24 protein-coding genes and 2 tRNA genes are annotated in these 26,998 nt (G+C 66.6%); 12 read left to right on the plus strand and 14 right to left on the minus strand.

All coding sequences use genetic code 11. The annotated features are described in order from the left end of the window. Nucleotides 1-33: 33 nt before the first annotated feature. Complete coding sequence (locus tag MNQ99_RS08045) at nucleotides 34-1,710, minus strand: ABC transporter substrate-binding protein (RefSeq protein WP_241915055.1); 1,677 nt, start codon at nucleotides 1,708-1,710, stop codon at nucleotides 34-36. Between the two features lie 127 nt (nucleotides 1,711-1,837). Here MNQ99_RS08045 and MNQ99_RS08050 point away from each other — a divergent pair, with 127 nt between their 5' ends. Together MNQ99_RS08050 and MNQ99_RS08055 are read left to right on the plus strand one after the other, a co-directional pair. Next, nucleotides 1,838-3,562 (plus strand): ABC transporter ATP-binding protein, encoded by a 1,725-nt coding sequence (locus MNQ99_RS08050; protein WP_241915056.1) that lies wholly within the window; start codon nucleotides 1,838-1,840, stop codon nucleotides 3,560-3,562. Next, nucleotides 3,552-3,860: a hypothetical protein gene (locus tag MNQ99_RS08055; RefSeq protein ID WP_127511527.1), complete on the plus strand. Its 309-nt coding sequence runs from the start codon at nucleotides 3,552-3,554 to the stop codon at nucleotides 3,858-3,860. Before MNQ99_RS08050 ends, MNQ99_RS08055 begins: the two co-directional genes overlap by 11 nt. Nucleotides 3,861-3,899: 39 nt before the next feature. Here MNQ99_RS08055 and MNQ99_RS08060 read toward each other — a convergent pair whose 3' ends face one another. The 5 genes from MNQ99_RS08060 to bcp all read right to left on the minus strand — a co-directional run bounded on the left by MNQ99_RS08060 (nucleotide 3,900) and on the right by bcp (nucleotide 8,591). After that, nucleotides 3,900-4,850, minus strand: coding sequence for an ABC transporter permease (locus tag MNQ99_RS08060; protein ID WP_241915057.1), 951 nt, complete (start codon nucleotides 4,848-4,850; stop codon nucleotides 3,900-3,902). Next, on the minus strand, nucleotides 4,850-5,851 hold the full coding sequence (locus MNQ99_RS08065; RefSeq protein WP_127511529.1) for an ABC transporter permease: 1,002 nt from the start codon (nucleotides 5,849-5,851) through the stop codon (nucleotides 4,850-4,852). Before MNQ99_RS08065 ends, MNQ99_RS08060 begins: the two co-directional genes overlap by 1 nt. Before the next feature lie 93 nt (nucleotides 5,852-5,944). Next, nucleotides 5,945-7,639 (minus strand): ABC transporter substrate-binding protein, encoded by a 1,695-nt coding sequence (locus MNQ99_RS08070; RefSeq protein WP_127511530.1) that lies wholly within the window; start codon nucleotides 7,637-7,639, stop codon nucleotides 5,945-5,947. Between the two features lie 295 nt (nucleotides 7,640-7,934). Continuing rightward, a tRNA-Leu gene (locus MNQ99_RS08075) sits at nucleotides 7,935-8,019 on the minus strand. A gap of 98 nt (nucleotides 8,020-8,117) precedes the next feature. Then, nucleotides 8,118-8,591 carry a thioredoxin-dependent thiol peroxidase gene (bcp, locus tag MNQ99_RS08080; RefSeq protein ID WP_127511531.1) on the minus strand — a complete coding sequence of 158 codons (474 nt, stop codon included), beginning with the start codon at nucleotides 8,589-8,591 and terminating at the stop codon, nucleotides 8,118-8,120. 90 nt (nucleotides 8,592-8,681) lie between these two features. Here bcp and MNQ99_RS08085 point away from each other — a divergent pair, with 90 nt between their 5' ends. Beyond that, nucleotides 8,682-9,164, plus strand: a complete 483-nt coding sequence (locus MNQ99_RS08085; protein WP_241915058.1) for a MarR family winged helix-turn-helix transcriptional regulator — start codon at nucleotides 8,682-8,684, stop codon at nucleotides 9,162-9,164. A 42-nt stretch (nucleotides 9,165-9,206) separates the two neighbouring features. On the opposite strand, the gene MNQ99_RS08090 is transcribed toward MNQ99_RS08085, so the two are convergent. From MNQ99_RS08090 to MNQ99_RS08120, 7 genes are all read right to left on the minus strand, one after another. Next, a complete protein-coding gene (locus MNQ99_RS08090; protein ID WP_241915059.1) occupies nucleotides 9,207-10,190 on the minus strand; it encodes an NAD(P)H-dependent flavin oxidoreductase in 984 nt (327 codons plus the stop codon). A 68-nt stretch (nucleotides 10,191-10,258) separates the two neighbouring features. Further along, a complete protein-coding gene (locus MNQ99_RS08095; RefSeq protein WP_241915060.1) occupies nucleotides 10,259-10,603 on the minus strand; it encodes a hypothetical protein in 345 nt (114 codons plus the stop codon). 172 nt (nucleotides 10,604-10,775) lie between these two features. Continuing rightward, nucleotides 10,776-10,848 (minus strand) — tRNA-Lys (locus tag MNQ99_RS08100). Nucleotides 10,849-10,959: 111 nt separating this feature from the next. After that, entirely contained in the window at nucleotides 10,960-12,039 is a 1,080-nt protein-coding gene (locus tag MNQ99_RS08105) for a PQQ-dependent sugar dehydrogenase (protein WP_241915061.1), read from the minus strand. A 3-nt stretch (nucleotides 12,040-12,042) separates the two neighbouring features. After that, nucleotides 12,043-12,705 (minus strand): hypothetical protein, encoded by a 663-nt coding sequence (locus tag MNQ99_RS08110; RefSeq protein ID WP_241915062.1) that lies wholly within the window; start codon nucleotides 12,703-12,705, stop codon nucleotides 12,043-12,045. A 162-nt stretch (nucleotides 12,706-12,867) separates the two neighbouring features. Then, nucleotides 12,868-13,359, minus strand: a complete 492-nt coding sequence (locus MNQ99_RS08115; protein WP_241915063.1) for a hypothetical protein — start codon at nucleotides 13,357-13,359, stop codon at nucleotides 12,868-12,870. Between the two features lie 86 nt (nucleotides 13,360-13,445). Beyond that, a complete protein-coding gene (locus MNQ99_RS08120; RefSeq protein WP_241915064.1) occupies nucleotides 13,446-13,601 on the minus strand; it encodes a hypothetical protein in 156 nt (51 codons plus the stop codon). 72 nt (nucleotides 13,602-13,673) lie between these two features. Here MNQ99_RS08120 and MNQ99_RS08125 point away from each other — a divergent pair, with 72 nt between their 5' ends. Together MNQ99_RS08125 and MNQ99_RS08130 are read left to right on the plus strand one after the other, a co-directional pair. Beyond that, a complete protein-coding gene (locus tag MNQ99_RS08125) occupies nucleotides 13,674-14,591 on the plus strand; it encodes a LysR family transcriptional regulator (protein WP_127511538.1) in 918 nt (305 codons plus the stop codon). A 13-nt stretch (nucleotides 14,592-14,604) separates the two neighbouring features. Then, a complete protein-coding gene (locus MNQ99_RS08130; RefSeq protein ID WP_241915065.1) occupies nucleotides 14,605-15,204 on the plus strand; it encodes a nucleotidyltransferase family protein in 600 nt (199 codons plus the stop codon). Nucleotides 15,205-15,330: 126 nt separating this feature from the next. On the opposite strand, the gene MNQ99_RS08135 is transcribed toward MNQ99_RS08130, so the two are convergent. Then, the gene (locus MNQ99_RS08135; RefSeq protein ID WP_127511540.1) at nucleotides 15,331-15,807 is read right to left on the minus strand and encodes a nucleoside deaminase; all 477 of its coding nucleotides are present in this window, start codon (nucleotides 15,805-15,807) and stop codon (nucleotides 15,331-15,333) included. Nucleotides 15,808-15,940: 133 nt separating this feature from the next. Between MNQ99_RS08135 and ilvD the strand changes: the two genes are divergently transcribed. From ilvD to MNQ99_RS08170, 7 genes are all read left to right on the plus strand, one after another. Further along, nucleotides 15,941-17,644, plus strand: a complete 1,704-nt coding sequence (gene ilvD / locus MNQ99_RS08140; RefSeq protein ID WP_127511541.1) for a dihydroxy-acid dehydratase — start codon at nucleotides 15,941-15,943, stop codon at nucleotides 17,642-17,644. Between the two features lie 403 nt (nucleotides 17,645-18,047). After that, nucleotides 18,048-19,949 (plus strand): acetolactate synthase large subunit, encoded by a 1,902-nt coding sequence (locus MNQ99_RS08145; protein WP_127511542.1) that lies wholly within the window; start codon nucleotides 18,048-18,050, stop codon nucleotides 19,947-19,949. 2 nt (nucleotides 19,950-19,951) lie between these two features. Then, nucleotides 19,952-20,464 (plus strand): acetolactate synthase small subunit, encoded by a 513-nt coding sequence (gene ilvN, locus MNQ99_RS08150; protein ID WP_127511543.1) that lies wholly within the window; start codon nucleotides 19,952-19,954, stop codon nucleotides 20,462-20,464. Nucleotides 20,465-20,500: 36 nt separating this feature from the next. Next, complete coding sequence (gene ilvC, locus MNQ99_RS08155; protein WP_127511544.1) at nucleotides 20,501-21,526, plus strand: ketol-acid reductoisomerase; 1,026 nt, start codon at nucleotides 20,501-20,503, stop codon at nucleotides 21,524-21,526. A 192-nt stretch (nucleotides 21,527-21,718) separates the two neighbouring features. Next, nucleotides 21,719-23,308, plus strand: a complete 1,590-nt coding sequence (gene serA, locus MNQ99_RS08160; protein ID WP_127511545.1) for a phosphoglycerate dehydrogenase — start codon at nucleotides 21,719-21,721, stop codon at nucleotides 23,306-23,308. A gap of 166 nt (nucleotides 23,309-23,474) precedes the next feature. Next, nucleotides 23,475-26,288, plus strand: a complete 2,814-nt coding sequence (locus MNQ99_RS08165; protein WP_338423122.1) for an FtsX-like permease family protein — start codon at nucleotides 23,475-23,477, stop codon at nucleotides 26,286-26,288. Then, nucleotides 26,285-26,986 carry an ABC transporter ATP-binding protein gene (locus MNQ99_RS08170; protein ID WP_127511547.1) on the plus strand — a complete coding sequence of 234 codons (702 nt, stop codon included), beginning with the start codon at nucleotides 26,285-26,287 and terminating at the stop codon, nucleotides 26,984-26,986. Before MNQ99_RS08165 ends, MNQ99_RS08170 begins: the two co-directional genes overlap by 4 nt. Nucleotides 26,987-26,998: the final 12 nt, after the last annotated feature.

Below are 26,998 nucleotides of genomic sequence, written 5' to 3' on the forward strand. Positions count from 1 at the left end.
AGGCGGCCGCTGCCGCAGTAGCCTCACCCCAGTTTAGGCCGGGCCCAGCTGAATCAGATTGTAGACCTCGTCCAGCAGCGGGCTGGCTGGGTAGCTCTCCACCCGAGGCCCCATGGCCAGCGCCGAAATCGGGAACGCCAGCGGCACGGCGGGGACCGCGCGGGCCAGCTGCTCGTTGATGCTGTGGTACGCGTCCACGCGGTCTTCGCCCTCCGGCAAGGTCTTGGCCCGGGCAATCTTGCTGCGGATCTGCGCGCTGTCATAGCCGAACTCCAGCGACTTGCTGCCGAAAAGCGGACCCACGAAGTTGTCCGGGTCTCGGTAGCTGCCGCTGATGCCGGCCAGATGCAGGGCATGATCGTCGGAGCCTTGGACCGCTTCCAGATAGCCCTCATCCCACGGAACCGGCATCGGCTTGATATTGATTCCGACGGCGGTGAGCTGGCGGCTCAGCTCCGCGTACACCTTCTCGGGTGTGGGCAGGTAGGCCCGCGTCACGTCGAGCGGATAGTAAAAGGTGAGCTCGCCGCCGTCGTACCCGGCCTCCGCCAACAGCTGTCGCGAGCGCTCCGGGTTGTACTCGTAATACGGGATGGTCTCGTTGGTCACGCCCAGGCTGCGCGGGATGAATTGCATCGCCTCGGTGGTGCCTTGCAGGTAGAAACTGTCGATCAGCGTCTTCCGGTCGATGGCGTGGGCGATGGCCTGGCGCATGGCGATGTCTTTCAGCCCGTCGGCGGCCTGGTTCATGCCCAGGTACGCCACCGAGAACGGGTCGCGCTGGAGCACCTGCATGCCGGCCCGGACCAGGTCCGCGTAGGTGGCCGGGGTGACCAGATCGTAGCCGTCGATGTCCCCGGCTTGCAGCGCCCGCAGCCGGGCGGCCGGATCCGGCAGCGCCTTGAACACCACGGTGCGCACGTCGCCGGCCGCTCCCCAGTACCCGTCGTAGGCGGAGAGCGCCACGCGATCCTGGTCCCAGTTGGCGAAGGCGAACGGGCCGGTGCCCACCGGAGCCAGTCCGTAGCGGGAGACCTTGTTGCCATTTCGTTCCTCGGTCAACCGGTCGGCCCGTCCGGCCTTGAGCGCGGCGGGCGAGGAGATGGCGAAGGCCGGCATGGCCAGCGATGCCACCAGCCCGGTGAACCGGCGCGTCAGGTTCAGCTGGACCTCCAGCGGTCCCACCACCTCGCAGCTTTCGTAGAGCGATTCGCCCTCGTCGTCGGCCAGCGCGCCGAAGACCGACCGGAAGGCCAGTCCGCCCTCCACCGGCTGGGCGTCCTCCGGGAGCCGATACCAGCGTTCGAAGTTGGTGCGGACCGCTTCGGCATTGAAGGCGGTGCCGTCGTGGAAGATGACGCCTTCGCGCAGCCGGAAGCGGTAGGAGCGGCCGTCGTCCGACTCGGTCCATTCGACGGCTAGCCGCGGCGCCGGCACACCGGTAGCCGGATCCACGCCGATCAGGGTTTCCAGCATCTGCCGGGTCACCCGGTAGGACTCCGTGTCCACTGCCAGCGCCGGGTCCAAGGTCACCGGAGTGGCGGCGATTCCCATGGAAAAGGTGGTGTCCTCGGGCGATGCCGTCGGCTGGGCAGCCGCCGTCGAGGACGGGGCGGGCCGACTGGGTTCCGAGGTGCAGCCGGCGAGCAACACAGCCGCTGCCGCTGCGCCGGCCTGCAGCACGGTGCGGCGCGCGGGAAGTGGTGTCACGCTTCGGGCTCCTCGGGGCAGGCGGGGTTGATCCTCAAGTCTAATCGACGCCGGTCCTGCACCCCGAGCGGCGAATTCCCGATGAGAGGTAGGCCACATCCGGCTCTCGATGGGGCAGGATGGACTTATGACCGAATTTGCCGACGACGCGGCGCTGCTCGAGGTCCGGGATCTGGCCGTTGCGTTCCGCACGACGTACGGGGAAGTCACCGCAGTGGAGGGCGCCTCGCTGCGCTTGGAACGGGGCCAGACGCTGGGGATCGTGGGTGAATCCGGTTCCGGGAAGTCGACCACGGCCATGTCCCTGATCGGCCTGCTGCCGGGCAACGGCCGGGTGACCGCCGGGAGCATCCGCTTCGACGGGCAGGAGCTGGTGGGGCTGCCGGAGAACCGGATGCGGGCCATCCGCGGCCGCCAGATCGGCCTGGTCCCGCAGGATCCGATGTCCAACCTGAACCCGGTCACCAGGATCGGCTCGCAGGTGGCCGAGACGCTGCTGGTGCACGGGATGGCGACCAAGCGTGATGTGGACCGGAAGGTGGTGGAGGTGCTGGAGGCGGCGGGACTGCCCAACGCCAAGGAACGCGCCAAGCAGTACCCGCATGAGTTCTCCGGCGGCATGCGCCAGCGTGCCCTGATCGCCATTGGCCTGGCCTGCCGGCCGCGGCTGCTGATCGCAGACGAGCCGACCTCGGCACTGGACGTGACGGTGCAGCGCACCATCCTGGACCAGATCGACTCGATGACCCAGGAATTGGGCACGGCAGTGCTGCTGATTACCCACGATCTGGGACTGGCAGCCGAACGCGCCGCCGAACTGGTGGTGATGCACCGGGGCACGGTGGTGGAGGCCGGACCGGCGCGGCAACTGCTGGAGGACCCGCAGCACCCGTACACCCGGTCGTTGGTGAAGGCGGCGCCCAGCGTGGCGGCCGTGCGCCTGTTGCCGGGCGCTTATACCTCCAGCCCGGCGGCGCCGGCAGACCGTGCAGAAAAGGTGTTCCAAAACCACGACGCCGGGGCCTCCTCCCACGGGACGGCTCCGGACAACATCGTGGAGCTGCGCGACCTGACCAAGGTGTACAAGATCCGCGGCCAGGCCGAAGATTTCTACGCCGCAAAGAACGTCACCCTGGATGTTCCGCGCGGGCAAACCGTCGCGATCGTCGGCGAATCGGGCTCCGGCAAGACCACCACGGCACGGATGCTGCTGAAGCTGATCGAACCGACCAGCGGCACCATGTCCTTCGACGGCATGGACGTGGCCACCCTGTCCAAGCCGCAGCTGCGGGAATTCCGGCAGCGGGTGCAGCCGGTGTTCCAGGATCCGTATTCGTCGTTGAACCCGATGTTCACGGTCGAACGCATCGTGGACGAGCCGCTGTCCACCTACAAGCGCGGCAACGCCAGGGAACGCGCGGCCCGGGTCCGGGAACTCATGGACCAGGTGGCCCTGCCGCAGAGCATGCTGCGCCGCTACCCGTCCGAGCTCTCCGGCGGCCAGCGCCAGCGCGTCGCGATTGCCCGGGCGCTGGCGCTGAAGCCGGACCTGATTGTCTGCGATGAGCCGGTGTCGGCCTTGGATGTGCTGGTCCAGGCGCAGATCCTGAAGCTGCTCGGCGACCTTCAGTCGGAACTTGGACTGAGCTACCTCTTCATCTCGCATGATCTGGCCGTCGTGCGGCTGATCTCTGACTTCGTCTGCGTGATGAAGGACGGCGAACTCGTGGAGGCGGCCAGCTCGGAGGAAGTCTTCACCAATCCGCGGCACCCCTATACCCGGCGGCTGCTGGCCTCCATACCGAGCAACGAACTGGACATCGAGGCGGAGGATCCGGAGATTGCGTCCTAAGCCAGCCGGACCCGGATCCACGCCGGAGCCTGACGACCACCGCCCGGAAGGTTTTGGCTTCCGGACCGGCGTGCGAAGTGCCGCCGTCGCCACCGGGTTTGCAGTCTTCGTGCTGGTGATCGGCACCGTGCTGGTGGCCTTCGGCGCGATCATCTTTATGGGGGAGGGCCAGTGGGGCGCCGTCTGGCTGCTGCTGGTGCTGGAACTGTTCTTCATCGCGGGCTTTGCGGCCATGCTGCACATGGCCCGCCAGCGCCGCCGCAACGGCAGGCAGCCACCGGCCACGCCGGTCGGCTGAATCGATTCAGCCGCTGCGCCGGCGTGGCCGGCGGCGCGGCTACTTGGCCCGGGTCTTCGGATCCAGCGCTTCGCGCAGCGATTCGCCCAGCAGCGTAAAGCCCAGCGCCGTGATGGCGATGCAGAGGCCGGGCAGGAAGGCCAGTTGCGGGGCGATGCCGAGCTCGGCCTGGGCGTAGGTGAGCATCCGGCCCCATTCGGCGGTTTGCGGCCGCCCGCCGCCCAGGCCCAGGAAGGACAGGGCGGCGGCGTCGATCACCGCGGTGGCCAGCGTCAGCGTTGCCTGCACAATCACCGGACCCAGACTGTTGGGCAGTTGGTGGTTGATGATGATGGCGCCCCGGCTGAGGCCCAGCGTCTGCGCCGCCAGCATGTAGTCGGCGCTGCGTTGCGAAATCATCGATGAGCGCAGCAGCCGCGCGAAGATCGGCACCTGCGCCACGCCGATGGCGATCATGACCGCGAAGGCCCCCTGGCCCAGGATGGCCGCAATCGACACCGCCAGCAGCAGGTTCGGCACGGAGAGCAGGATGTCCACGCATCGCATGATCACGTTGTCGATCTTGCCGCCGAAACCGCCGGCAATGATGCCCAGGAGCAGGCCGCCGGCCAGCCCGATGGCGGTGGAAATGACGCCGATGACCAGCGACGCCTGCGCGCCCCAGATCAGCTTGCTCAGCAGGTCGCCGCCGAAGCGGTCCAGCCCCAGCGGGAAGCCGTCGACCTCGCCGAAGCCAGGGATGTGGGTGGGCGTGATGTAGGTGCGGCCGGGAAGCTCTTCGCCGCCGTAGCGGGCCAGCAGCGGGGCCAAGAGCGCCACCAGCAGGAACAGTCCCACAATGACGGCGCCGGCGATCGCCTGGGGGTTCTTGCGCAGCCGGCGGAAGGCGTCCTTCCATAGGCTGGTGCCGCCGCCGCTGTCCCGGACAACGGGCACCGGTGCAGCGACGTCGGTATCGCCGCCGGGCTGGGGAGGAAGTGTTGTGCTCATCAGACACGCACCCTCGGGTCGATGACGCTGTAGGAAACGTCCACCAGCAAGTTGATCAGCGAATAGATCAAGGCAATGAAAATAATGAACCCCTGCAGTACCGGATAGTCCAGATTGAAGATGGCATCGCGCAGGAACCTGCCGATCCCGCTGAAGGCGAAGACCGTCTCGGTCAGCACCGCGCCGGAAACCAGCAGCCCCAATTGCAGCCCAATCGTGGTGGTCACCGGCAGCATGGCATTGCGCAGCACAAAGCGGTTGCGGATGGTTTTCTCCTGCAGCCCTTTGGCTCTGGCAGTGCGGACGTAGTCGGCGTTCTGGACCTCCAGCACGGACGCCCTGGTGATGCGGACAATGATGGCCAGCGGAATGGTGCCCAGCGCGATGCCGGGCAGGACCAGGTGCATGAAGGCGTCCCATGCCGCGTCCCATTCGCGGGTGAGGATGCCGTCCAACACGTAGAAGTCGGTCACGTGCGTTGCATCGATGCGCGGATTCTGCCGGCCGTCGGTGGGGAACCAGGGCAGCTTGATGGCGAACATCCATTTGAGGATGAAGGCCAGGAAGAAGACCGGAACGGTGATGCCAATCAGCGACAGGACCACCGAGGAGTGGTCCGGCCATCTCCCGTAGTTCTTCGCGGCCTGATACCCCAGCGGAATCCCGATTCCGACGGCGAAGATCAACGCCACGATGGTCAGTTCGAGTGTTGCCGGAAACCGGGTGCCGAATTCTTCAAGCACCGGCCGGCCGGTCAGGATCGAGGTGCCGAAGTCGCCTTGGAGCAGCTTGCCCATGTAGACGAAGTACTGTTCGATCAGCGGCCGGTCGAAGCCGTAGAGCTCGTTGATCCGTGCCACGGCATCGGGAGTGGCACGGTCGCCCAACAATGCGGTGGCCGGGCCGCCGGGCAGGCTGCGCACCCACAGGAAGAGCAGCAGCGAGAGCCCGATGAGCGTCGGGATGAGCAACGCGATGCGTTTGCCAATGACTCTGAGCACAGTATCCTTCCGGCGCCCGTTGGAAGCGCCTCGTCCTGTTGCCGTGGGGTGGAAACGCCGGGACCCGCGCTGGGCGGGCCCCGGCGGCGGGGGTTACTCGGTCAGTTTGATCGTGTTGAAGACCTCGTCATTGACCGGGCTGGCCGGGTAGGACTCCACCCGGGGCGCAAAGGCGAGTGACGGGGCCGGGTGCGCCAGCGGGATGGCCGGGACGTACTCGGCGATGTTCGCGTTGATCTCCTCGTACAGCGGCGTCTGCTCTTCTACCTTGCTGGTGCCGCGGGCCTCGGCCAGCTTGTCGAACAGTTCCTTGTTCTCGAACCCGAACTCCGGCTTCTCCTGTCCGAAGAACACGCCGACGAAGTTGTCGGTGTCGTTGTAGTCGCCGGTCCAGCCCAGCAGGTGGATCCCGTGGTCTTCGCTGGCTTGGACCTTGTCCAGATAGTCCGGCGCCCACTTGTCCGGCTGCGCCTTGATGGTGATGCCCACTTCCTCCAGCTGGGCGCTCAGGTTGGTGAACACCTGCTCAGGCGTCGGCATGTACGGCCGGGAAACGCCCGTCGGGTAGTTGAACTGCAGCTCCAGTCCGTCCGCGTAGCCGGCCTCGGCCAGCAGCTCCTTGGCCTTCGCCGGGTCATAGGGGTAGGTCGTCACGTCGTCGTTGTAGCCGTTGACCATGTCCGGCACAAACTGGGAGGCAACCTTGGTGCCCTCGGGCAGTGTCTGCTTGACCAGCGCGTCCTTGTCGATCGCGTAGGAGAGTGCCTGGCGGACCTTGAGGTCGGAGAGCGCCTTCACCTTCTGGTTGATCCCCAGGTAGAGGATGGTGAACGGATCGCGCGGAACAATCTTGAAGCCGGCGTCCGCCAGCGCCTGGGTGTCGGCCGGGGCCACCAGGTCATAGCCATCGATCTGTCCTGCCTCCAGGGCCTGACGGCGGGCGTTCGGATCGTCGATGATCCGGAAGATGATCTTGTCAATCTGTCCGCGGTCGCCCCAGTAGCCGTCGAAGTAGGAGAGCTCAAGCGATTGGCCGGCCTCCCAGCTGTCGAACTTGAACGGGCCGGTGCCCACCGGATGCCCCTCGGCGTATTCGCTCAGTACCGGAGCCTCGGCCGAGCCGCCCACTTCATCGGCCTTGAACTCTTCCATCGCCGTCGGGCTCTGCATCGCAAAGGCTGGCAGCGACAATGCGGCGATGAATCCGGCGAACGGCTTGGCCAGCTTGACGGTCACTTCGGTGTCGCTGGCGGCTTCGCAGGAGTCATAGACGGCGGTTTCGGGGGAGTCGGAGTAGCCCTTGAAGAGCGAGCCGTAGTAGTAACTGACCGCCTGGGACTGCTGGACGCCGGTGAAGTTGTACCAGCGGTCGAAGTTGAAGCACACCGCTTCGGCGTTGAAATCGGTGTCGTCGTGGAACTTCACGCCTTCCTTCAGCTTGAAGGTGTAGGACAGCCCGTCGTCGGACGCCTCCCAGGACTCGGCCAGCAGCGGTGCCGGATCGGCCGTACCGGGCTGCACGCCCACCAGGCCCTCGAAGATCTGCCGGCTCACGCGGAACGATTCGCCGTCGCTCGCGTATGCCGGATCCAGCGATTTGGGATCGGAGGATGCGGCGAAAACGAACGTCGAGTTGACGCCGCCTTCGCTTTCGGCGTCCGTTCCGCCGCCGCGCTCACTTTCGGCACAGCCGGACAAAATGAGTGCGCCGGCGGCCAGTCCGGCTATAGCGGCTGCGGTGCGCCGGCCTCGGCGCGGGCCACCTGAAGTGGTTCCAGTGAATGACATGGACTGCTCCTCGTGGACGTGAGGTGGGGCGCCGACCGTGTGTGCGGCGACCGGCGGAGCCGCGCTATGGCAGGGCTCCGCTTGATGAGAGCTTAGTCACATGAAAGATCGAAAGCATCGGTTTCACGTTCGGGCGTGGGACAAAAGCATCACAATTTGGTGACAGCGCCCCATCAAGCACGACGGCGGTGCGCATCTGCCGCCGGCAGGGCGCCGGGCGCGGGGCGTGCGCCGGAGAGGCCGCGGCGTTAACCCGAAGAGCCCCGCAGCTTCTGGGCTGCAGGGCTCTTATCGGTGGTGCGCAAGGCGGGACTTGAACCCGCACGTCCGAAGACACTGGAACCTAAATCCAGCGCGTCTACCAATTCCGCCACTCGCGCATGTTGCTCCGCGCCGGACTCCGGCCGACGAGGAACAGCAATTAGTCTACCGGCATCCAGTCAGGCCTTCGGCAGGCCCGAACCGTCCGAAAGACGGCCTAGTTGTCCAGACCGAGGTCACGACGCAATTTCGCCACGTGCCCAGTGGCGCGGACGTTGTACTGGGCCAGAGCCACCTTGCCCGCCGGATCCACCACAATGGTGGAACGGATCAGGCCCTCGTAGACCTTGCCGTAGTTCTTCTTTTCTCCCCAGGCCGCATACGCCTCGGCCACGGTATGGTCTTCATCGGAGAGCAGCGGGAAATTCAGTTGCTCGTTGTCGGCGAACTTCACCAGCTTGGGCAGCGCGTCGGGGGAGATGCCCAGCACTGCATAGCCGGCGCTCTTTAAGGAGTCGAGGCTGTCGCGGAAATCGCAGGCCTCCTTGGTGCAGCCCGGTGTTGACGCGGCCGGATAGAAGTAGACCACAACGTTTTGGCCACGATAGTCGGCCAGCGACACGGTGTTGCCCGCCGAGTCCTGAAGCGTGAATTCCGGGGCGATGTCGCCGGTAGACAGTCGTTCGGCCATGGGGCAGCTCCTTAGCAGTTTCGGGTTCCAGAACCAGCATAGCCAAGTCAGTCCTCGGCCCGCCGGGGCAACATACGTATACTTATGGGCATGCCGGATTTGAAGAATTGGCCGATGCCACGGTTGCTCTCCACCGCCGCGCGGTTGGTGGAGCATGAGTGGAACGACAAATTGGCCGGCCTCGGACTGACCCACGCCGGTGTCATCGCCCTTGAGGTGCTGGCCGCCGACGGCGAGATGACCCAAGCGCAATTGGCGAACCGTGTGCGCGTACAGGCTCAGACCATGGGTAAGACGCTCGGCCGGCTCGAAGTGCACGGGCACATTGTCCGGGCCCGCAGCGAGGTGGACCGACGGCGGCAGATCGTACAGATCAGCGACGAGGGGCAGTTGGCGCTCAAGCAGGCCGCCGAACTGGAACGGCTGCTCAGCAGCGGCAACGGCGACCAGATGGACGAGCTCAAGGAACGGCTGACCGTCATCATCCGCAGGCTGGGCAACACCCGTTTTGGCATAGCCGCGGGCGAACCCATCGACATCGTCGAGCTCGAAAGCTTCGAGGACGGCGACTGACCCTCCCTTCACCGAAGGCCTTCACCAGCGGCACCCAGGAATTCACCAGCGGGACACCGACGCCCTCAGGTAGGTCCGGAAGCCGGCGAGATCCGCCACTACGTCGGCGGCAGATTCCCCGCCATGCGTGAGGCCTGCAGATTGGCCGGCATAAACGGGTGCCTGGGCCACATCCGCGTCACGGCGTGCGGCCTCGACCGTATCCGTGATCGAGGTCGATGCAGCTACCGCGCCCTGCAGTGATTCGACGTCGTCGGCCCAACGGTCGCTGAACTGGTTGCGCAGCGCGCGGCCGCCGAATTCGGCTGGCCACGGCACCTGCTGGGCGATGTCGAAAGCCCGGGTGTACACCGTGTCATCCGTGCCGGCGGCGGCGATGGCTTCTTTGACCTTGGCGTGGCTGATGGATTCGGTGCAGGCCGCGAACCGGGTGCCGATCCATGCCCCCTGCGCGCCGGCCGCCAGCACGGCCGCCACCCCTCGTGCCGTGGCGATCCCGCCGGCAGCCAGTACGGGCTTGTCCGTCTTCTCCAGCGCCAACTGCAGCAGTGGCAGGGTCGCCACTTCATTGCGGCCGTGCCCGCCGCCTTCGCTGCCACGGACCACGACGACGTCGATGTCCCCTTCCAGCGCACGCTGAAGATCTGCGGCGTTCCCCACCTGCATGGCCACCAACGAACCGGCGTCGCGGACCATCGACGCGGCCGCACCGGGATCTCCGAAGCTGACACAGACCAGTGCCGGACGGTGTTCCAGCACCACGCGCAGCGGCTCCAGCGATTCCTCCAGCACCCATGCCATCAGCCCCGCGCCCCACGGCTTGCCCGGGGCAGCAGCCAAGGCCAGCTCGCGCTCCAGCCAATCGGTGGCCACACCGCCGCCGATGCCCACCATGCCCAGGCCGCCGGCCGACGATACCGCCGCAGCCAGACGGCCGCCGGCGGCCCCGGCCATTGGGGCATTGAGCAGCGGTTGGGTCAAGCCAAGGCGGCCGCAAAGATCACCGGAAGCTGGGGAGGGGTTCACGGTTTGAGCATACCCCTGCGCCACTGGGGATCGGCGGCGCAGGGCAGCCGGATTGCTTCGGCTTGGTCTTACTGCGAGAGGGAAGGGCAGATCTCGAGGATCTGGTCGCCTGCGGCCTCATTCTCGGCGTCAGGGTTCTCGATGTTGTCGGACACTGCCTGCAGCGGTGCCTCCAACGGCTCGGCGACTCGCTCTGACAGGTTGCGGTACTTGTCGGCTGCCTCGGCGAGGTAGGACTTCACGCTCTCGTCGTCCGGTTCGCTCATCGCAAAGGCTTGGACCCCGGTCGCCATCTCCACCGTGATCGCCTTGATCTCCTCGCAGGAGTCGGCAACGGTCATTCGTCCAGCCGAGCAGGCAGTCGCACCGGTTGCCAGCGCAATCAGCACAACGGCGGTGGAGAGTTTCTTCACGGGTCCCCTTGAGCAGGCGTAAATGGCACGTTCAACCAACCCTAGGCGTGAAGACCCGCGGTGGGCGCCACGACTCGGCGGAATGACGGCCCGGCCGCGCTTCTTGCTGCCTCGGGACGAAAAGAAACCCCGTCCGACTAAGGCTTTCGCTTAGCCGGACGGGGTTTGTCTGTGCACCCCCCGGGACTCGAACCCGGAACCCATTGATTAAGAGTCAATTGCTCTGCCAGTTGAGCTAGAGGTGCATCTGTTCCTGAAGGTTTCAGCGGCGGTTTCCCTCTGCTTTTTCCCTCGCAACGACATGTAACTCTAGCAGGACATTTCCGCGAAAGTGAAATCGAGAGGGCCTTTGTAGCCTACTTCACACGAATGGATAGCATCCGGTCATTGCCGGTGCCGTTGGTCAGCACCCAGAGCCCTCCGCCCGGAGCAGCAGCAACGTCGCGCAGCCGGCCGTAGGTGCCCTCATAAAATGCCTCGGGCTCTCCCGCTTCGGTGCCGTCCAGTTCCACCTTCCACAGCCGCTGGCCGCGCAGCGCCGCGATCCATGCCGTTCCGTCCACCAGAGCCATGCCGCTGGGCGAAGCGTCGGCCGTGGACGGCCAAACCACCGTGGCGTCGATGAAGCGATCGTCGCCCGGGGCACCGGTCACCTCCGGCCAGCCGTAGTTGCCGCCGGCTTCGATCAGGTTCAGCTCATCGTCCCGGTCCGGACCGAACTCGGTGGCCCACAGCCTGCGGTCCTCATCCCAGGCCAGTCCCTGCACGTTGCGGTGGCCATAGCTGTACACCGGGCTGTCGCCGAACGGGTTGCCGGGTGCGGGGTCGCCGTCGGGAGTGACGCGAAGGATCTTGCCGCCGAGCGAGGATCGATCCTGGGACCTGGAGGACACCGCGGCGTCACCGGTGGCGATGTACAGGTAGCCGTCAGGGCCGAACTTGATTCTGCCTCCGTTGTGGTTCCCGGCTTTGGGGATTCCCGTCACAATTTCACGCCCGTCGCTCAGCTGGCCGTCTTTCCAGCGGTAACTGACCACGCGGTTGTCCTCTGGCGAGGTGAGGTAGACGTAAAGCCGCGCATCGGCGTCGAAATCCGGGCTGGGCTCCAGCCCCAGCAAACCTCCCTCGCCGGTGGTTTCCAGCGGCGACTCCACGGGTACCGTGCTCACGGTTTTGCCGTCCACCACGTGCTTGATCAGGCCGGTGTTGTTCTCCGAGATGAGGGCGCTGCCGTCCGGCAGCACCGCGATGGACCACGGCTCGTCCAGCCCCGAAGCGGCCGTGCCCACCTCCGGGGCGGACGCGGCGCTACCGCCAGTGTTCGGTGCGCCGTTGACGCCGCCGGTGCAACCGGCCAGGACGGTGGTCAGCACCACGGCCAGCCCCAGCCCGGCGTATCGCAGCGGCTTGGCCCGATCTTTCCTGTCGGCGTCCACGCGTTATCCCCTTCGCCGGTCCGGCCCGTCTCCGTTCTCAGCCGCGACGGACGGTTCGATAACCGCTTCGCCCGCATAGCCGAGCCATTCGGTTTCATCGTAAAGCGGTTCGGCCGTGGGAAGCGACTGCTCCGCCGCCGCGTCCTCGACCGCGGCCGGCGGCGGTTCCTCGGTGCCGGAGCCCTGCGCGGTGGTGGTTCCGCTGGCGCCCGGAGAGTCCGGCATCGTCTCTTCCACCATCATGTCTTCGTCGGCCGGGCCGCTGACCTCGTCCTCATAGATGGCGTCGGCAACATGGTCCTGACGGCTGCCCGAGTCTCCGAGCGGCCGGTCTGCGTCGGTGTCGCGCGCCCGCCGCTCCTGGTCAACTGCTGCGTCGCTGGCAGCGGTGGGTACGGCTCCGCCGTCGTCCTCTCGATGGCCGGTGCTGGCCGGCAGCTGGGTTCCGGGGAGTTCGGGCTCGGCAGCGGGCACCCGATCGGCCGCCGGCAGGCGGCCTGCAACGGGATTCTGGCCGGCGGCCTCGGCAGGGCCGTGCGTGGGATTGGTCGGCGAGTGGGTCAGGGCTCCGGCCTCAGTGGAGCTGGAGTTGCGGGAGAACAGCCACCACAACAGGGCGGCAATGATCATGACGAGGACGATCCCGATGGCCCATATCCAGTCCACGGACTTCACCTTCCAGTTGATGGTTATGGTGCAACTGGTCCCGACGTTACGTGCGGGGGAGAGCGGTGTCCATAGAGCCCGCGGCCGCGTCCTGAGGGCTCATCCGGGGCTTCCTATGCCCGGAAACCCAGCCCTGAAAATCAGCCCGGAAGAGCGGCAAGGCTACGCCCGGAAAATCAATTCGGCCATGAAGCGGTGGAAGTCGGGCTGGTCCTCGGACTGGTCGATGGTGCGCCCCTCACCGGGCAGCTTGCCTTCGGCCTGCACGCCAAAGCGGAACGTCTTGCCCGTGCTGGTGCCCACTTCGTACTCGCCGCCACCTAACTGGACGGCGTGGGACAGGTTGGTCATGTTGATGGCCACCGGAATCCCGCCAGCGGTCAGGCCGGTGCCGTCGAACGGGGCGATGACCAGTTCCTGCGGCCGCCAGCGGTAACCGATCACATAGCAGGGCCCGGTGCCGTCGCCCGGTGCTCCCTGCAGGTTGTCTTGGCGGGTGCTGCCGAAGACCAGGTTGTAGTCGCCGTAGTTGGGAATCTGGGAGTCAAAGATGGCGCTGAGCGCGTCCTTGAGTTCGTCGCTGGTTGGCATAGTGGCCTTCGGATCGGCGTGGATGGGCTGGGCGGCGGCGCCTGCGGCGGCGGAAGCGAGCATTGCTCCCGGCCAGCCTAGGTGGCCGGACCCACAAAAAAGCGCCTGGCCCTTGTGGTGCCCGGCGCTCGATTGCGGTGGTGGAAGGGTCAGACGGCGTCGACCGATTTCACCGGCATGGCCGCGTGATCGGTCTCCCACGCGTGGCTGCGCGGCACCGGCCCCTGGTCACGGCGAACAACGACGGCGAGGCGCGCCAAGACGGCGGCCATCCCCACTACGATCAGGGCTATTGAGACTGTCATGCCTCTATTCTCGACTGCTCAGACCGTCAAGTTCAATCTAACGTTACTAAGCACACTATGTAGGATCGCTTTATGGACATCAGACGGCTCCAGATTCTGCGGGAACTCGGCGACCGGGGGTCCGTCGTCGCGACGGCGGCTGCGATGAAGGTCACAGCATCGGCGGTGTCCCAACAGCTCAAGGTGCTGCAGGAGGAAGTTGGCGTCACGCTGGTGGAAAAAGCCGGCAGGGGAGTGCGCCTGACCGAAGCCGGGCTGGCGATGGCAGCGGCTGCGTCGGACGTGTCTGCCGCCATGGAGCGGGCACAGGCCACCGTGGATGGCTACCGCAGCGGTTGGCAGAACCAGATCCGTGCCGCGTTCTTTCCCAGCGCGGCGGAAATGTTCCTGCCGGGCTTGATGTACCGGCTGCAGGAAATCGAGGGGCTGCACTTCGAGCCCTGTATGGAGGATCCCTCCGTGGACGGCTTCTTGCGGCTGGCGGCCGACTACGACCTGGTGCTGGCGCATAGCCAGCAGGGCGTGGAGGCCTTTGCCCGGAGCGGCATCACCGTGCTGCCCTTGCTGGACGAGCCGCTGGATGTGGCGATGCCCGCCGGGCATCCGTTGGCCGAATTCGACGCCCTCAAGCCCGAAGATGTGGTGGCCTATCCGTGGATCGGCGTGCCCCCGGGCTTTCCCTTCGAGCAGGTGTTGCGGCAGATCGAAGCACGCACCGGCCGGCTGGCCAAGCGGACCACGCGCTACGCCGACCTGCGCGTCATGGAGGCCATGGTGGCGGCCGGCCACGGGCTGGCGATCGTGCCGCGCTTCACTTCCCGCAAGGCGCAGACGGCCCGCGGCTTCGTGATGCGGCCACTTGAGGGAATCCGCGCCAGCCGAAGCATCGTGGTGTTGGCCCGCAGCGATGTAGCCGAACGCAGCAGCGTGCACCGGGTCATCGGCATGCTGCAGCAGGAGGCTGCGGCGATTGCCAGCCAGCAGGGCTGAGGGGGCGGACCAGATGGAGACGCCAGTCCACGGGGTGCTGTTGGCTGCCGGGGCCGGGCGGCGGTTGGGCCGCGGGCCGAAAGCGCTGCTGGCCGGCTCCGACGGCGTTGCGCTGGTCCGAAAGATCGCGGAGGTGCTCCGGCAGGGCGGCTGCGCCAACGTGGCGGTGGTCCTGGGCGCCGGCGCGGCCGAAGTGCGTTCGGGCGTGAATCTGTCCGGCTACCCGGTGCTGGTCAACGAGCAGTGGAGCGAAGGGATGGCGGGTTCCTTCCGACTCGGCGTGCAGAGCGCGCAGCCGGAGCAGGCGGTGCTCGTCGCGCTGGTGGACCAGCCCGGTATCGGCCCGGAACTGGTGGCCCGCCTGATCCGCGCCGGTCAGCCGGGCCGGATCACCGCCGCCGGCTACCGCGGTCCGGACGGAAAGCTGCGCCGCGGGCATCCGGTGCTTTTCGCGCCCGGCTTGGCGGCCCATGCGGCGGAGCAGGCAACGGGCGACGCCGGTGCACGACCTTATCTGTCGGCGCACCCCGAACTGGTGGACCTGGTGGACTGCTCGGATCTGGCCGACGGCGGCGACATCGATACGCCGTCGGACCTTGGCCGGCTCGGTTAGCGCCCGCTCGATTAGCGCCCGGCGCGGCCGGATCTCGATGCGGCCGCAAGCGGCCTTACTCGATCACCGGGTGCGGCCCGCAAGCGGCCTTACTCGATCACCGGGGGAGTGCGGCCCGCGGGCGGGTCAGTACTCCACTTTGTCCGGCAGCCGGTCCCAGAGCCGGAACGGTGCCAGATAGTCGGTCGTTTCGTAGCCGTCGCGGACCACGGGCATGAGCTGCTTATCGCCCTCGGGGCCGAAGTAGTCGTAGAAAAGTGCGTCGTCAAAGCCGGAGCTGGCGGCGTCGTCGCGGTCCGCGGCATAAACAACCCGCTCGATCCGCGCCCACAGCGCCGCGGCCAGGCACATGGGACAAGGCTCGCAGCTGGAATACAGCACCGCGCCGGACAGGTTAAACCCGGTCTCCGCGGCGGCACGGCGGATCGCCACCACCTCCGCGTGGGCGGTCGGGTCGTTCGTGGCGGTGACGCGGTTGACCCCGTCGAAGACCTTTCCGTCGCGCGTGACCACGGTGGCGCCGAACGGGCCTCCGGACTTGCCGACGTTCTCCACGGCGATTTCAACGGCTCGGGCCAAGTACTCGTTGCTTCCGGCATTCATGGGCGCAGACTAACAGGCGAGCGTGGCCAACACCACAGATATCGGCGCGCCGGCCGCGCCTCGGCGGAGCCGGTGAGGCACCGCCGTCGTAATATGCCCTGAACACTGCGGTGCGGGTCATAGAATCAAACCCATGAGCGCGGACGTAACCCCTGATATCAAGCCCCGTAGCCGGGTAGTCACCGATGGCATCCACGCCGCTCCGGCGCGCGGAATGTTCCGAGCAGTGGGAATGGGGGACGACGACTTTGCCAAGCCGCAGATCGGCGTCGCCAGCTCCTGGAACGAGATCACCCCCTGCAACCTTTCCCTGAACCGCCTGGCCCAGGGCGCCAAGGAAGGCGTGCACGCCGGCGGCGGCTTCCCGATGCAGTTCGGCACCATCTCCGTCTCCGACGGCATCTCGATGGGCCACGAAGGCATGCACTTCTCGCTGGTCTCCCGCGAGGTCATCGCGGACTCGGTGGAAACCGTCATGCAGGCGGAGCGGATTGACGGCTCGGTGCTGCTGGCCGGTTGCGATAAGTCCCTGCCCGGCATGCTGATGGCCGCGGCCCGGCTGGACCTGGCCGCCGTCTTCCTCTACGCCGGCTCCATCATGCCCGGCTTCGTGAAGCTCGAGGACGGGTCCGAAAAGCAGGTCACCCTGATCGACGCCTTCGAGGCCGTCGGCGCCTGTGCCGCGGGAAAGATGAGCCGCGGCGACCTGGACCGGATCGAACGCGCCATCTGCCCCGGCGAGGGTGCCTGCGGCGGCATGTACACGGCGAACACCATGGCCTGCATCGGCGAGGCCCTGGGCATGTCGCTGCCGGGCTCGGCCGCGCCGCCCTCGGCGGACCGCCGCCGCGATGTCTTCGCGCACAAGTCCGGCGAGGCAGTGGTGAACCTGCTCCGCAAGGGCATCACCGCCCGCGACATCATGACCAAGAAGGCGTTCGAGAACGCCATCGCCGTGACCATGGCCTTCGGCGGCTCCACCAACGCCGTGCTGCACCTGCTGGCGATCGCCCGCGAGGCGGAGGTGGACCTGACGCTCGAGGACTTCAACCGGATCGGGGACAAGATCCCGCACCTGGGCGACCTGAAGCCGTTCGGCCGCTACGTCATGACGGACGTGGACCAGATCGGCGGCGTCCCGGTGATCATGCGCGCACTGCTCGACGCCGGCCTGCTGCACGGCGACTGCCTGACCGTCACCGGCAAGACCGTGGCCGAGAACCTGGCGGAGATCAACCCGCCGGATGTCGACGGCAAGATCCTGCGCGCGCTGGACAACCCGATCCACAAGACCGGCGGCATCACCATCCTGCACGGCTCCATGGCCCCCGAGGGCGCCGTGGTCAAGAGCGCCGGCTTCGACGCCGACGTCTTTGAAGGCACCGCCCGCGTGTTCGAACGCGAGCAGGGCGCGCTGGACGCGCTGGACAACGGCCAGATCAAGGCCGGTGACGTGGTGGTGATCCGCTACGAAGGACCCAAGGGCGGGCCGGGCATGCGCGAAATGCTCGCCATCACCGGCGCGATCAAGGGTGCCGGGCTGGGCAAGGACGTGCTGCTGCTCACCGACGGCCGGTTCTCCGGCGGCACCACCGGGCTCTGCATCGGCCACGTGGCGCCGGAAGCAGTCGACGGCGGTCCGATCGCCTTTGTGCGCGACGGCGACCGGATCCGCGTGGACATCGCGGCCCGCAGCTTCGACCTGCTGGTGGACGAGGCCGAACTGGAAACCCGCCGGGTGGGCTGGGAGCCGCTGGCACCCAAGTTCACCACCGGCGTGCTGGCGAAGTACGCCAAGCTGGTGAACTCCGCCTCCACCGGCGCGTACTGCGGCTAAGCGGCGCAAGTTCAGCGGCAGCACGGCGGCTCCAAGGCGGCCGTGCTCCTGCTGAACCACGACGGCGGGTGCGCGCCCTGCACTGGGCCGCGCCCCGCCGTCGTACTCAGGGGGAGTCCATTTTTTGGACGAAATTGCCCAAATAGTGAGACGCTGATGTCTCAGGTTGACACTGGTATCCGCGTGGCAGAAACTGAAGCCATGCAAAGCGTATCCGTGGTCGTCCTTATCAAGCGCGTGGCGTAAACGCCCGTCTGGTTCGACCACGTCACGCGCTAAACCCCATCGGAGCCAACCGGCTCGACGGGGTTTTTTTATTTGCAGAAGAGCACAGGGCCTTCTTCCGCTCGCGGAGGACGGCAAGCACATCGCCAGAAACGTAAGATCCGCAAAGGAAAATCCGATGACTAAGGGATCGCCAATCAGCCCCTCGCTGATGGCCAACAAGGCGCCGGCCACGGCCGACGCCGCCAAAACCAAAGATGTAGCTGCCTCTGTCTCTTCCGTCGTGGACGGCCTCAGCCCGGTAGTCGGGCCGAACAACATCGTGCCGCCCACGGAAATGACCGGCTCACAAGCCGTTGTCCGTTCGCTGGAAGAACTGGGCGTCGATGACGTCTTCGGGTTGCCGGGCGGGGCCATCCTCCCCACCTACGACCCGCTCATGGATTCGGCCAAGATCAACCACATCTTGGTCCGTCATGAACAGGGTGCAGGCCACGCCGCACAGGGTTATGCCATGGTCACCGGCCGCGCCGGCGTCTGCATTGCCACCTCCGGCCCGGGTGCCACCAACCTGGTCACCGCCATTGCCGACGCGCATATGGATTCGGTGCCGATGGTGGCGATCACCGGGCAGGTGTCCTCGGCCGTGATCGGCTCGGACGCGTTCCAGGAAGCGGACATCGTCGGCATCACCATGCCGGTCACCAAGCACTCCTACCTGGTCACCAAGGCGCAGGAGATTCCGCGCGTGCTGGCCGAAGCGTTCCACATTGCCACCACTGGCCGCCCCGGCCCGGTGTTGGTGGACATCGCCAAGGACGCCCAGCAGTCCATGATGACCTTCTCCTGGCCGCCGAAGATCGACCTCCCCGGCTACCGCACGGTGGTGCGCGGGCATTCCAAGCAGGTCCGCGAGGCGGCCAAGCTGATCGCCGCGGCCGAGCGCCCGGTGTTCTACGTGGGCGGCGGCGTGATCAAGGCACACGCCTCCCAGGAGCTGCGCGAGCTGGCCGAGCTGGTGGGCGCCCCGGTGGCCACCACGCTGATGGCGCGCGGCGTGTTCCCGGATTCGCACCCGCAGCATGTGGGCATGCCCGGCATGCACGGCGCCGTCTCCGCGGTGACCGCGCTGCAGCAGGCCGACCTGCTGATCACGCTGGGCGCCCGCTTCGACGACCGCGTCACCGGCGTGCTGAGCACCTTCGCCCCGGGCGCCAAGGTGATCCACGCGGACATCGACCCGGCGGAAATTTCCAAGAACCGCACGGCCGATGTGCCGATCGTCGGTTCGGTCAAGGAGATCATTCCGGAACTGGCCGACGCCTGCCGCGAGCGGTTCGCCGCCGAAGGCACGCCCGACCTCTCCGCGTGGTGGGCCATGCTGAACCGGCTCCGCGAGACCTATCCGCTGGGCTTCGCCGAGCCCGACGACGGCCTGGTGGCCCCGCAGCAGGTGATCCAGCGGATCGGCGAGCTGACCGGGCCGGAAGCCGTCTACGTTGCCGGCGTGGGCCAGCACCAGATGTGGAGCGCCCAGTTCATCAAGTACGAGCGCCCGCACGCCTGGCTGAACTCTGGCGGCCTGGGCACCATGGGCTACTCGGTGCCGGCCGCGATGGGCGCCAAGGTGGGCAACCCGGACCGGGTGGTCTGGGCGATCGACGGCGACGGCTGCTTCCAGATGACCAACCAGGAACTGGCCACCTGCCGGCTGAACAACATCCCGATCAAGGTGGCGGTGATCAACAACTCCTCGCTGGGCATGGTCCGCCAATGGCAGACCCTGTTCTACGACGGCCGGTACTCAAATACCGACCTGAACACCGGCCACGACACCGTGCGCGTGCCGGACTTCGTCAAGATGGCCGACGCCTACGACTGCGTGGGCCTGCGCTGCGAACGGGTGGAGGATATTGACGCCACCATCCAACAGGCGCTGGCGATCAACGACCGTCCGGTGGTGATCGACTTCGTGGTCAGCCCCAACGCCATGGTGTGGCCGATGGTCCCCTCCGGCGTGAGCAACGACCTCATCCAGATTGCCCGCGACATGACCCCCGTATGGGAAGAGGAGGACTAGGCATGGCCCGCCATACCCTTTCAGTGCTGGTGGAGGACGTCCCCGGTGTGCTCACTCGCGTCGCCAGCCTCTTCGCCCGCCGCGCGTTCAACATCCATTCTCTGGCCGTCGGCCCCACGGAAGCAGACGGGTTCTCCCGCATCACCGTGGTGGTCGAGGCCGAGGGCGATCTGCTGGAGCAGGTCACCAAACAACTGAACAAGCTCATCAACGTCATCAAGATCGTCGAGCTGGTTCCCGAAACTTCCGTGCAACGCGACCACATCCTGGTCAAGGTCCGCGCGGATGCCGCAACACGGCTGCAGGTAACCCAGGCAGCAGATCTGTTCCGCGCCTCCGTGGTCGACGTGTCCACCGACTCGTTGGTTGTGGAGGCCACCGGCACCGCCGATAAGCTTGAGGCCCTGCTTGCAGTGCTGGAGCCGTTTGGTATCCGCGAAATAGTCCAATCCGGAACGCTGGCCATTGGCCGCGGCTCCCGCTCCATGAGCGACCGCGCGCTGCGTTCCGCCTAATTCCTTTCCATGAAACCCCCAACAGGAGAAACCCAAGTGACTGAGCTGTATTACGACGACGACGCCGACCTCTCGATCATCCAGGGCCGCAAGGTCGCTGTCATCGGTTACGGCAGCCAGGGCCATGCCCACGCCCTGAGCCTGCGCGATTCCGGCGTGGACGTCCGCGTTGGCCTGGCCGAGGGCTCCAAGTCCCGTGCCAAGGCCGAGGCCGAGGGCCTCAAGGTCCTCTCCGTGGCCGACGCCGCCGCCGAGGCCGATGTGATCATGATCCTCACCCCGGACCAGGTCCAGGCCAAGGTCTACGCCGACTCCATCGCGGACAAGCTCGAAGAGGGCAACGCCCTGTTCTTCGGCCACGGCTTCAACATCCGCTTCGGCTTCATCCAGCCGCCGGCCAACGTCGACGTCGCCCTGGTTGCCCCGAAGGGCCCGGGCCACATCGTGCGCCGCGAGTTCGAAGCCGGCCGCGGTGTGCCGGACCTGATCGCCATCGAGCAGGACTTCACCGGCGGCGCCAAGGCGCTGGCACTGTCCTACGCCAAGGGCATCGGCGGCACCCGCGCCGGCGTCATCGAGACCACCTTCACCGAAGAGACCGAGACCGACCTGTTCGGCGAGCAGGCAGTGCTCTGCGGCGGCGCTTCGCAGTTGGTGCAGTACGGTTTCGAGACCCTGACCGAAGCCGGCTACAAGCCGGAGATCGCCTACTTCGAGGTGCTGCACGAGCTGAAGCTGATCGTCGACCTGATGGTCGAGGGCGGCATCGCCAAGCAGCGCTGGTCGGTCTCCGACACCGCTGAGTTCGGCGACTACGTCTCCGGCCCCCGCGTGATCACCCCGGAGGTGAAGGAAAACATGAAGGCCGTCCTCGCCGACATCCAGAACGGTTCCTTCGCCAAGCGCTTCATGGACGACCAGGCCAACGGCGCCAAGGAATTCCTGGAACTGCGCCAGAAGGGTGAAGACCACCCGATCGAGGCCACCGGCCGCGAACTGCGCAAGCTGTTCTCCTGGATCAAGTCCGACGACGACTACACCGAGGGCGTCGCAGCCCGTTAGTCCCGTGCCACGGCCGGCGCCCGCAGAGGGCGCCGGCCGTCACTTTTTGCCTTCCCGGCGGGCCCGGCGGGAGGCGCCGGGCCCGCCGGCACCGGTAACAACTGGGGGACCGGGCGGTAGCCGTTCTAGACTGGACCCACCCCCATCTATACGCACGGCCATCACCATGCATGCAGCGAAGGAACAACCCCTGTGGAAAAACCAGTAGTTCTCCTTGCCGAGGAACTCTCCCCAGCTACCATCGAAGCCCTCGGACCCGACTTCGAGATCCGCCAGACCGATGGAGCCGACCGGTCCCAGCTGCTGGCCGCGATTGCCGACGTCGACGCCATCCTGGTCCGCTCCGCCACCAAGGTGGACGCCGAAGCCATCGCCGCGGCCAAGAAGCTGAAAATCATCGCCCGCGCCGGCGTGGGCCTGGACAACGTGGACATCAAGGCCGCCACCCAGGCCGGTGTCATGGTCGTGAACGCACCGACCTCCAACATCATCTCCGCCGCGGAACTGACCGTCGGCCACATCCTGGGGCTGGCCCGCAACATTCCGGCCGCCAACGCCTCGCTCAAGGGCGGCGAGTGGAAGCGCTCCAAGTACACCGGCGCCGAGCTCTACGAGAAGAAGATCGGCATCATCGGCCTGGGCCGCATCGGCGCCCTGATCGCCGCCCGCATGCAGGCTTTCGAGACGCAGATCCTGGCCTATGACCCGTACGTGACCAGCGCCCGCGCCGCCCAGCTGGGCGTCCAGCTGGTCAGCCTGGACGAACTGCTGGAGCAGTCGGACTTCATCACCATCCACATGCCCAAGACCCCGGAGACCGTGGGCATGATTGGCGCCGACGCCTTCGAGAAGATGAAGGACACCGCGTACGTGGTCAACGTGGCCCGCGGCGGCCTGATTGACGAATCCGACCTGTACGACGCGCTGAAGGGCGGCAAGATCGCCGGCGCCGCCATCGACGTCTTCGTCAACGAGCCCAGCACCGACCTGCCGTTCTTCGAACTGGACAACGTGGTGGTCACCCCGCACCTGGGCGCCTCCACCGCGGAAGCCCAGGAAAAGGCCGGCATCTCCGTGGCAAAGTCGGTGCGCCTGGCGCTGGCCGGCGAGCTGGTGCCCGACGCCGTGAACGTGGCCGGCGGCGTGATCGCCCCGGACGTCCGCCCGGGCATCCCGCTGATGGAAAAGCTCGGCCGCATCTTCACGGCGCTGACCCACGATTCGGTGACCCAGATCGACGTCGAGGTCGCCGGGGAAATCGCCGAGCTGGATGTCAAGGCGCTGGAACTGGCCGCGCTCAAGGGCGTGTTCAGGGACGTCGTCTCGGAGCAGGTCTCGTATGTCAATGCCCCGGTGCTGGCCGAACAGCGCGGCATCAACACCCGCCTGATCACCACCATCGAGTCCGAAGAGTACCGCAACGTGCTCACCATCCGCGGCGCCCTGTCGGACGGTTCGCAGATCTCCGTATCCGGAACGCTGACCGGACCCAAGCAGATCCAAAAGATCGTGGCCATCAATGGCTACGAGGTGGAAATGCCGATCAGCGAACACGTCATCGTGTTCCTCTACGAGGACCGTCCCGGCGTCATCGGCACGCTCGGCCGGCTCCTGGGCGAGCATGACGTCAACATCGCCGGCATGCAGGTTGCCCGCAATGAGGACAGCAAGCAGGCTCTGGCCGTGCTGACCGTGGACAGCGCCCTGCCGCAGGACCTGCTGGACCAGCTCACCGTGGAGATCGGCGCCGTCGTTGCGCGCGAAGTGGACCTGCAGGACTGACGTTTCTGACGCCGTAAAGCCCGCCCGGTCCGCGCTGCATGTGCAGGGCACGGGCGGGCTTTGGCCATACACGCATGTCGATTCCTCGACTGCACGCACCTCATGAGAACCTTAATGCCGGGTCAATTCGACCTTTGGCCTCTTTGCCGCCGTATGGAGTGATTTTTTGGAAATCCGGTTCAACGCTGCGTCGCGCTTCATGCGCAGCCGCTCGCTCGTACTCACGGTTGCCGTCCTCATTGCGGCGATGGTTCTCTCCATTTTCGTGCAGGGCCGGGCGCAGGCATCGCTGACCCGGGTGGTCGATGAAAACACCCGCGGCGTGTACGACATCCTGGTGCTTCCCGGCGGCACCGCGGGCGACGAACTGCGCCAGCCTGACTTCCTCTCCGGTAACGGCGGCATCGCCGCGTCAGACCTCGACCAGGTCCGCGGGATCGACGGTGTTTCCGTCGCTGCACCGATTTCGCTGGTGTCCAAGGTGGTCCAGGACATCGAGTTTCCGCAGCTGAAAGCCACGGACTACGTCGGCTATAACCCGAACATCGAGCAGTACCTGAAGTCGCAAGGGATCCAGGACGCTGTGCCGGAAGGCGAGTGGCCGGAGCCGGACTCCGTGTTCAACCCGGAAGCGACCAACTACCGAATCACCGCCAAGGCCGTCAGCTCCGACGGTCTGAGCGACACCGTCTTGTTCGAAACCGCCGCCGAAGGCTCACTGGGCCAGGCGAAGCTGGAGGAACTGGACGTTCCCGGCGGCACCAGCCTGCGCACCGTGGCTCCCAAGGGCGAGACCGGAATCAAGTTCCCGGATCCGGCCGGCGGCAGCATGCACGGCGATTTTGATACCACCATTGCGCTGCCGATGCTGCCGCAGATCACCGAGACCGTGGTTGCCGTGGATCCGGCCGCCGAATCCGCGTTGCTCGGCGATGCCGGCGATTTCCTGGCCCCGCTCAAGCAGGCGCCGGAAGCCACGGACCGTAACGCCCAGGAATTGGGCCAGTATTTCTCTTCGCAGTTCGGCATGGGCATGTTCTCGGAGGGCGGCGAAGGCGCCGCAATCGACGGGCACCCGTTCCAATTCTGGAGCCCGTTCTTCGTGCAGTACCAGAACGCGGTGGAAGCGGGCACGCTGGACGACGAGTCGCAGGTTATCCCCATGGTGGTCCGGTCTGGCACCGACCTGGACCTGACCTACTCGGTCAAGATCGAAGAATTGGATGACTCCGGCAACACGGTCAAGGAAGTCGGCACCGTCAGCAAGGAGCTGGGGGAGGGCTACCTGCCCTTCGCGTCCAGCAAGCCGTTCCAGCTGCGCTGGCCCGGCGGCGAGGACTACAACTACCTGCTCGGCTCCGGCGGCGTCCAGATGGTCGCCGGCCTGCACCAGCCTCCGGTGTGGACCACTGACTTCATGTCCAACCCGGATTACGCGCTCGGCGACGCCGCCAGCAACGGCAGCGCCGAACAGACCGCCACACCCCAGGGCTGGGTCCAGGTCAACAAGCTGCCGGAGAAGACCCTGCAGTGGCAGCTGGAACCGGACCAGAGCCAGCGCGGACCGGTGGAAGAGCAGTCCTACCGCAGCACCGTCGATTCCGGCACCGAATCCGCCACTCCGCTGCCCTTCGTCTACGGCACCTTTGACGCCGCCGCGGTCCGGGAAGCCGCCGGCGATGTGAACTACCTGCCGCTGGGCGGTTATGACCCGACGCCGGTGACCATCACCCACGATGCCGAGGGCAAAAAGATCGACGAAACGGTGATGAAGCCGGGCCTCAGCGGCGCCGGCTTGGCCGTGCAGTCCGCCGGTGCCATCACCGACTTCACCGGGCTCGCAGCAGTGCGCGGCACCAGCGCGGACGAGGCCGTGATCGACGCCGTCCGGGTCCGAGTGAACGCCGGAGGCTCATGGGCCGACGCCGAAGACCAGATCAACACCGTCGCCGCCGCCATCGAGGACCTGGGTCTGCAGACCCAGGTCGTCGCCGGCTCCGCCCGCGAAGACGTATCCATCTATGTTCCCGACTACCACAAGGACGCCTCCGGCACGGTCAGCGATCTCGGCACCGTGCAGCAGTCCTGGGTCCGCCAGGGCGCAGCCGGCGAAGTCCACGGTGCCCTGAGCGCATCCAGTGCAGCGCTGTTGGCTCTCACCGTCGGCGGCGCGGCACTGCTGACCGCCGCCAGCTCCGTGGCCTTCACCCGTTCCCGCCGGACCGAAGCCGTCACGCTGCGGGCCATGGGCTGGAACCGGCGCCGCATCCGCTCCTGGTTCCTGAACGAACTACTGGTCGGCGGCGTCGCCGTGCTGGCGGTGGCGATCATTGCCAGCGCCATCAGCCGCAGCGCCGTGACCCTGTGGGTGTCGCTCATCGCGCTGGTGGTTTACGTTGCCGCCGCTTTCATCTCGGCCGCCATGCTCAAGCCGCACCCGAAGGCGGACACCGAACCGTCCGGTGCTGCCGGCGTGCCGTCCGTGAAGACGCCGCTGCAGTTCGCCGCCCGGCAACTGAGCACCAATCGGTTCAATACCGTGGCCATTGCCTTGGCCGTGGCCGTCCTTGGCGCCGCGGCCGGAGCGCTGGTCGCCGTGCTGGCCGACATCCCGCGTGCTGCCGGCAGCACCGCGCTCGGGTCGCTGGCCGCCTCGCAGTTGAGCGGACTCAACATCGCGCTGGCGCTACTCGGCGTCGTGACTGCGCTGCTGTTGGCGCTGATGACCACCCGGTTTGAAGCCCAGCGGAAGCGCGAACAGTTCGCCATCCTCGGCGCCATGGGCTGGACGCCCACGCTGCTGCTGCAGGCCCGCCGCGGCGAGGCAGGCATCACCGCAGCCATCGCCCTGCCGCTGGCGATCATCGGCGCCGTCGTAACCGCCCTGTTTATTGCACCGCACGCCGCGGTGTGGGCCGCTGCCGCTGGCATTCTGGCCGTGCTCCTCTGGTTTGTTTTGATGACAAGGACCCGCAAATGATTGAAGAACGCCTGACCCGCGCTGCCATCAAGGAGCGCACCGAGGACCACGCCATGCCGGTGGAGCTGCGGGGCATCACCATCCGGTACGACGGCGGCGCCGAACCTCTAGTGATCGCCGACGACTTCGACCTCGGCCTCGAAGCCGGGACCATGCACTGCCTGGCCGGCCGCAGCGGCTCCGGCAAGACCAGCATCCTCACCGTGGCTGCCGGGCTCCAGCAGCCCACCTCCGGCGAGGTGTTCTGGCAGGGCGACGCCCTCAGCACCATGGACGACGACGAGATCTCCGACCGCCGCCGGGCGCTGATCGGCTACGTGGACCAGGGCGGCGCCCTGATCGACGGCATGAGCGCCTTGGAAAACGTGTTGCTGCCGGCCGTGCCCGACGGCCAGGTCGAAGAGCGCACCGAGATGGCCAAGGATCTGCTGGATCTGGTCGGCCTGGGCCGCCGCATGCGGCACCGTCCCGGTCAGCTCTCCGGCGGCGAACGCCAGCGCGTCGCCATCGCCCGCGCCCTGATCCTGGGCACCAAGGTCCTGGTGGTGGATGAGCCCACCGCCAACCTGGACCGCGAACAGGCCAACAAGATCATCCATATCCTGAAGGACACCACCCAGGACGGCATCGCGGTGCTCGTGGCCTCCCATGACCAGGAACTGATCAAGGCCGCCGACAGCAGCACCAAGATGAACTAAGGCCGCCAGACC

This window comes from Arthrobacter sulfonylureivorans (assembly GCF_022637435.1).
GTDB classification, from domain to species: domain Bacteria; phylum Actinomycetota; class Actinomycetes; order Actinomycetales; family Micrococcaceae; genus Crystallibacter; species Crystallibacter sulfonylureivorans.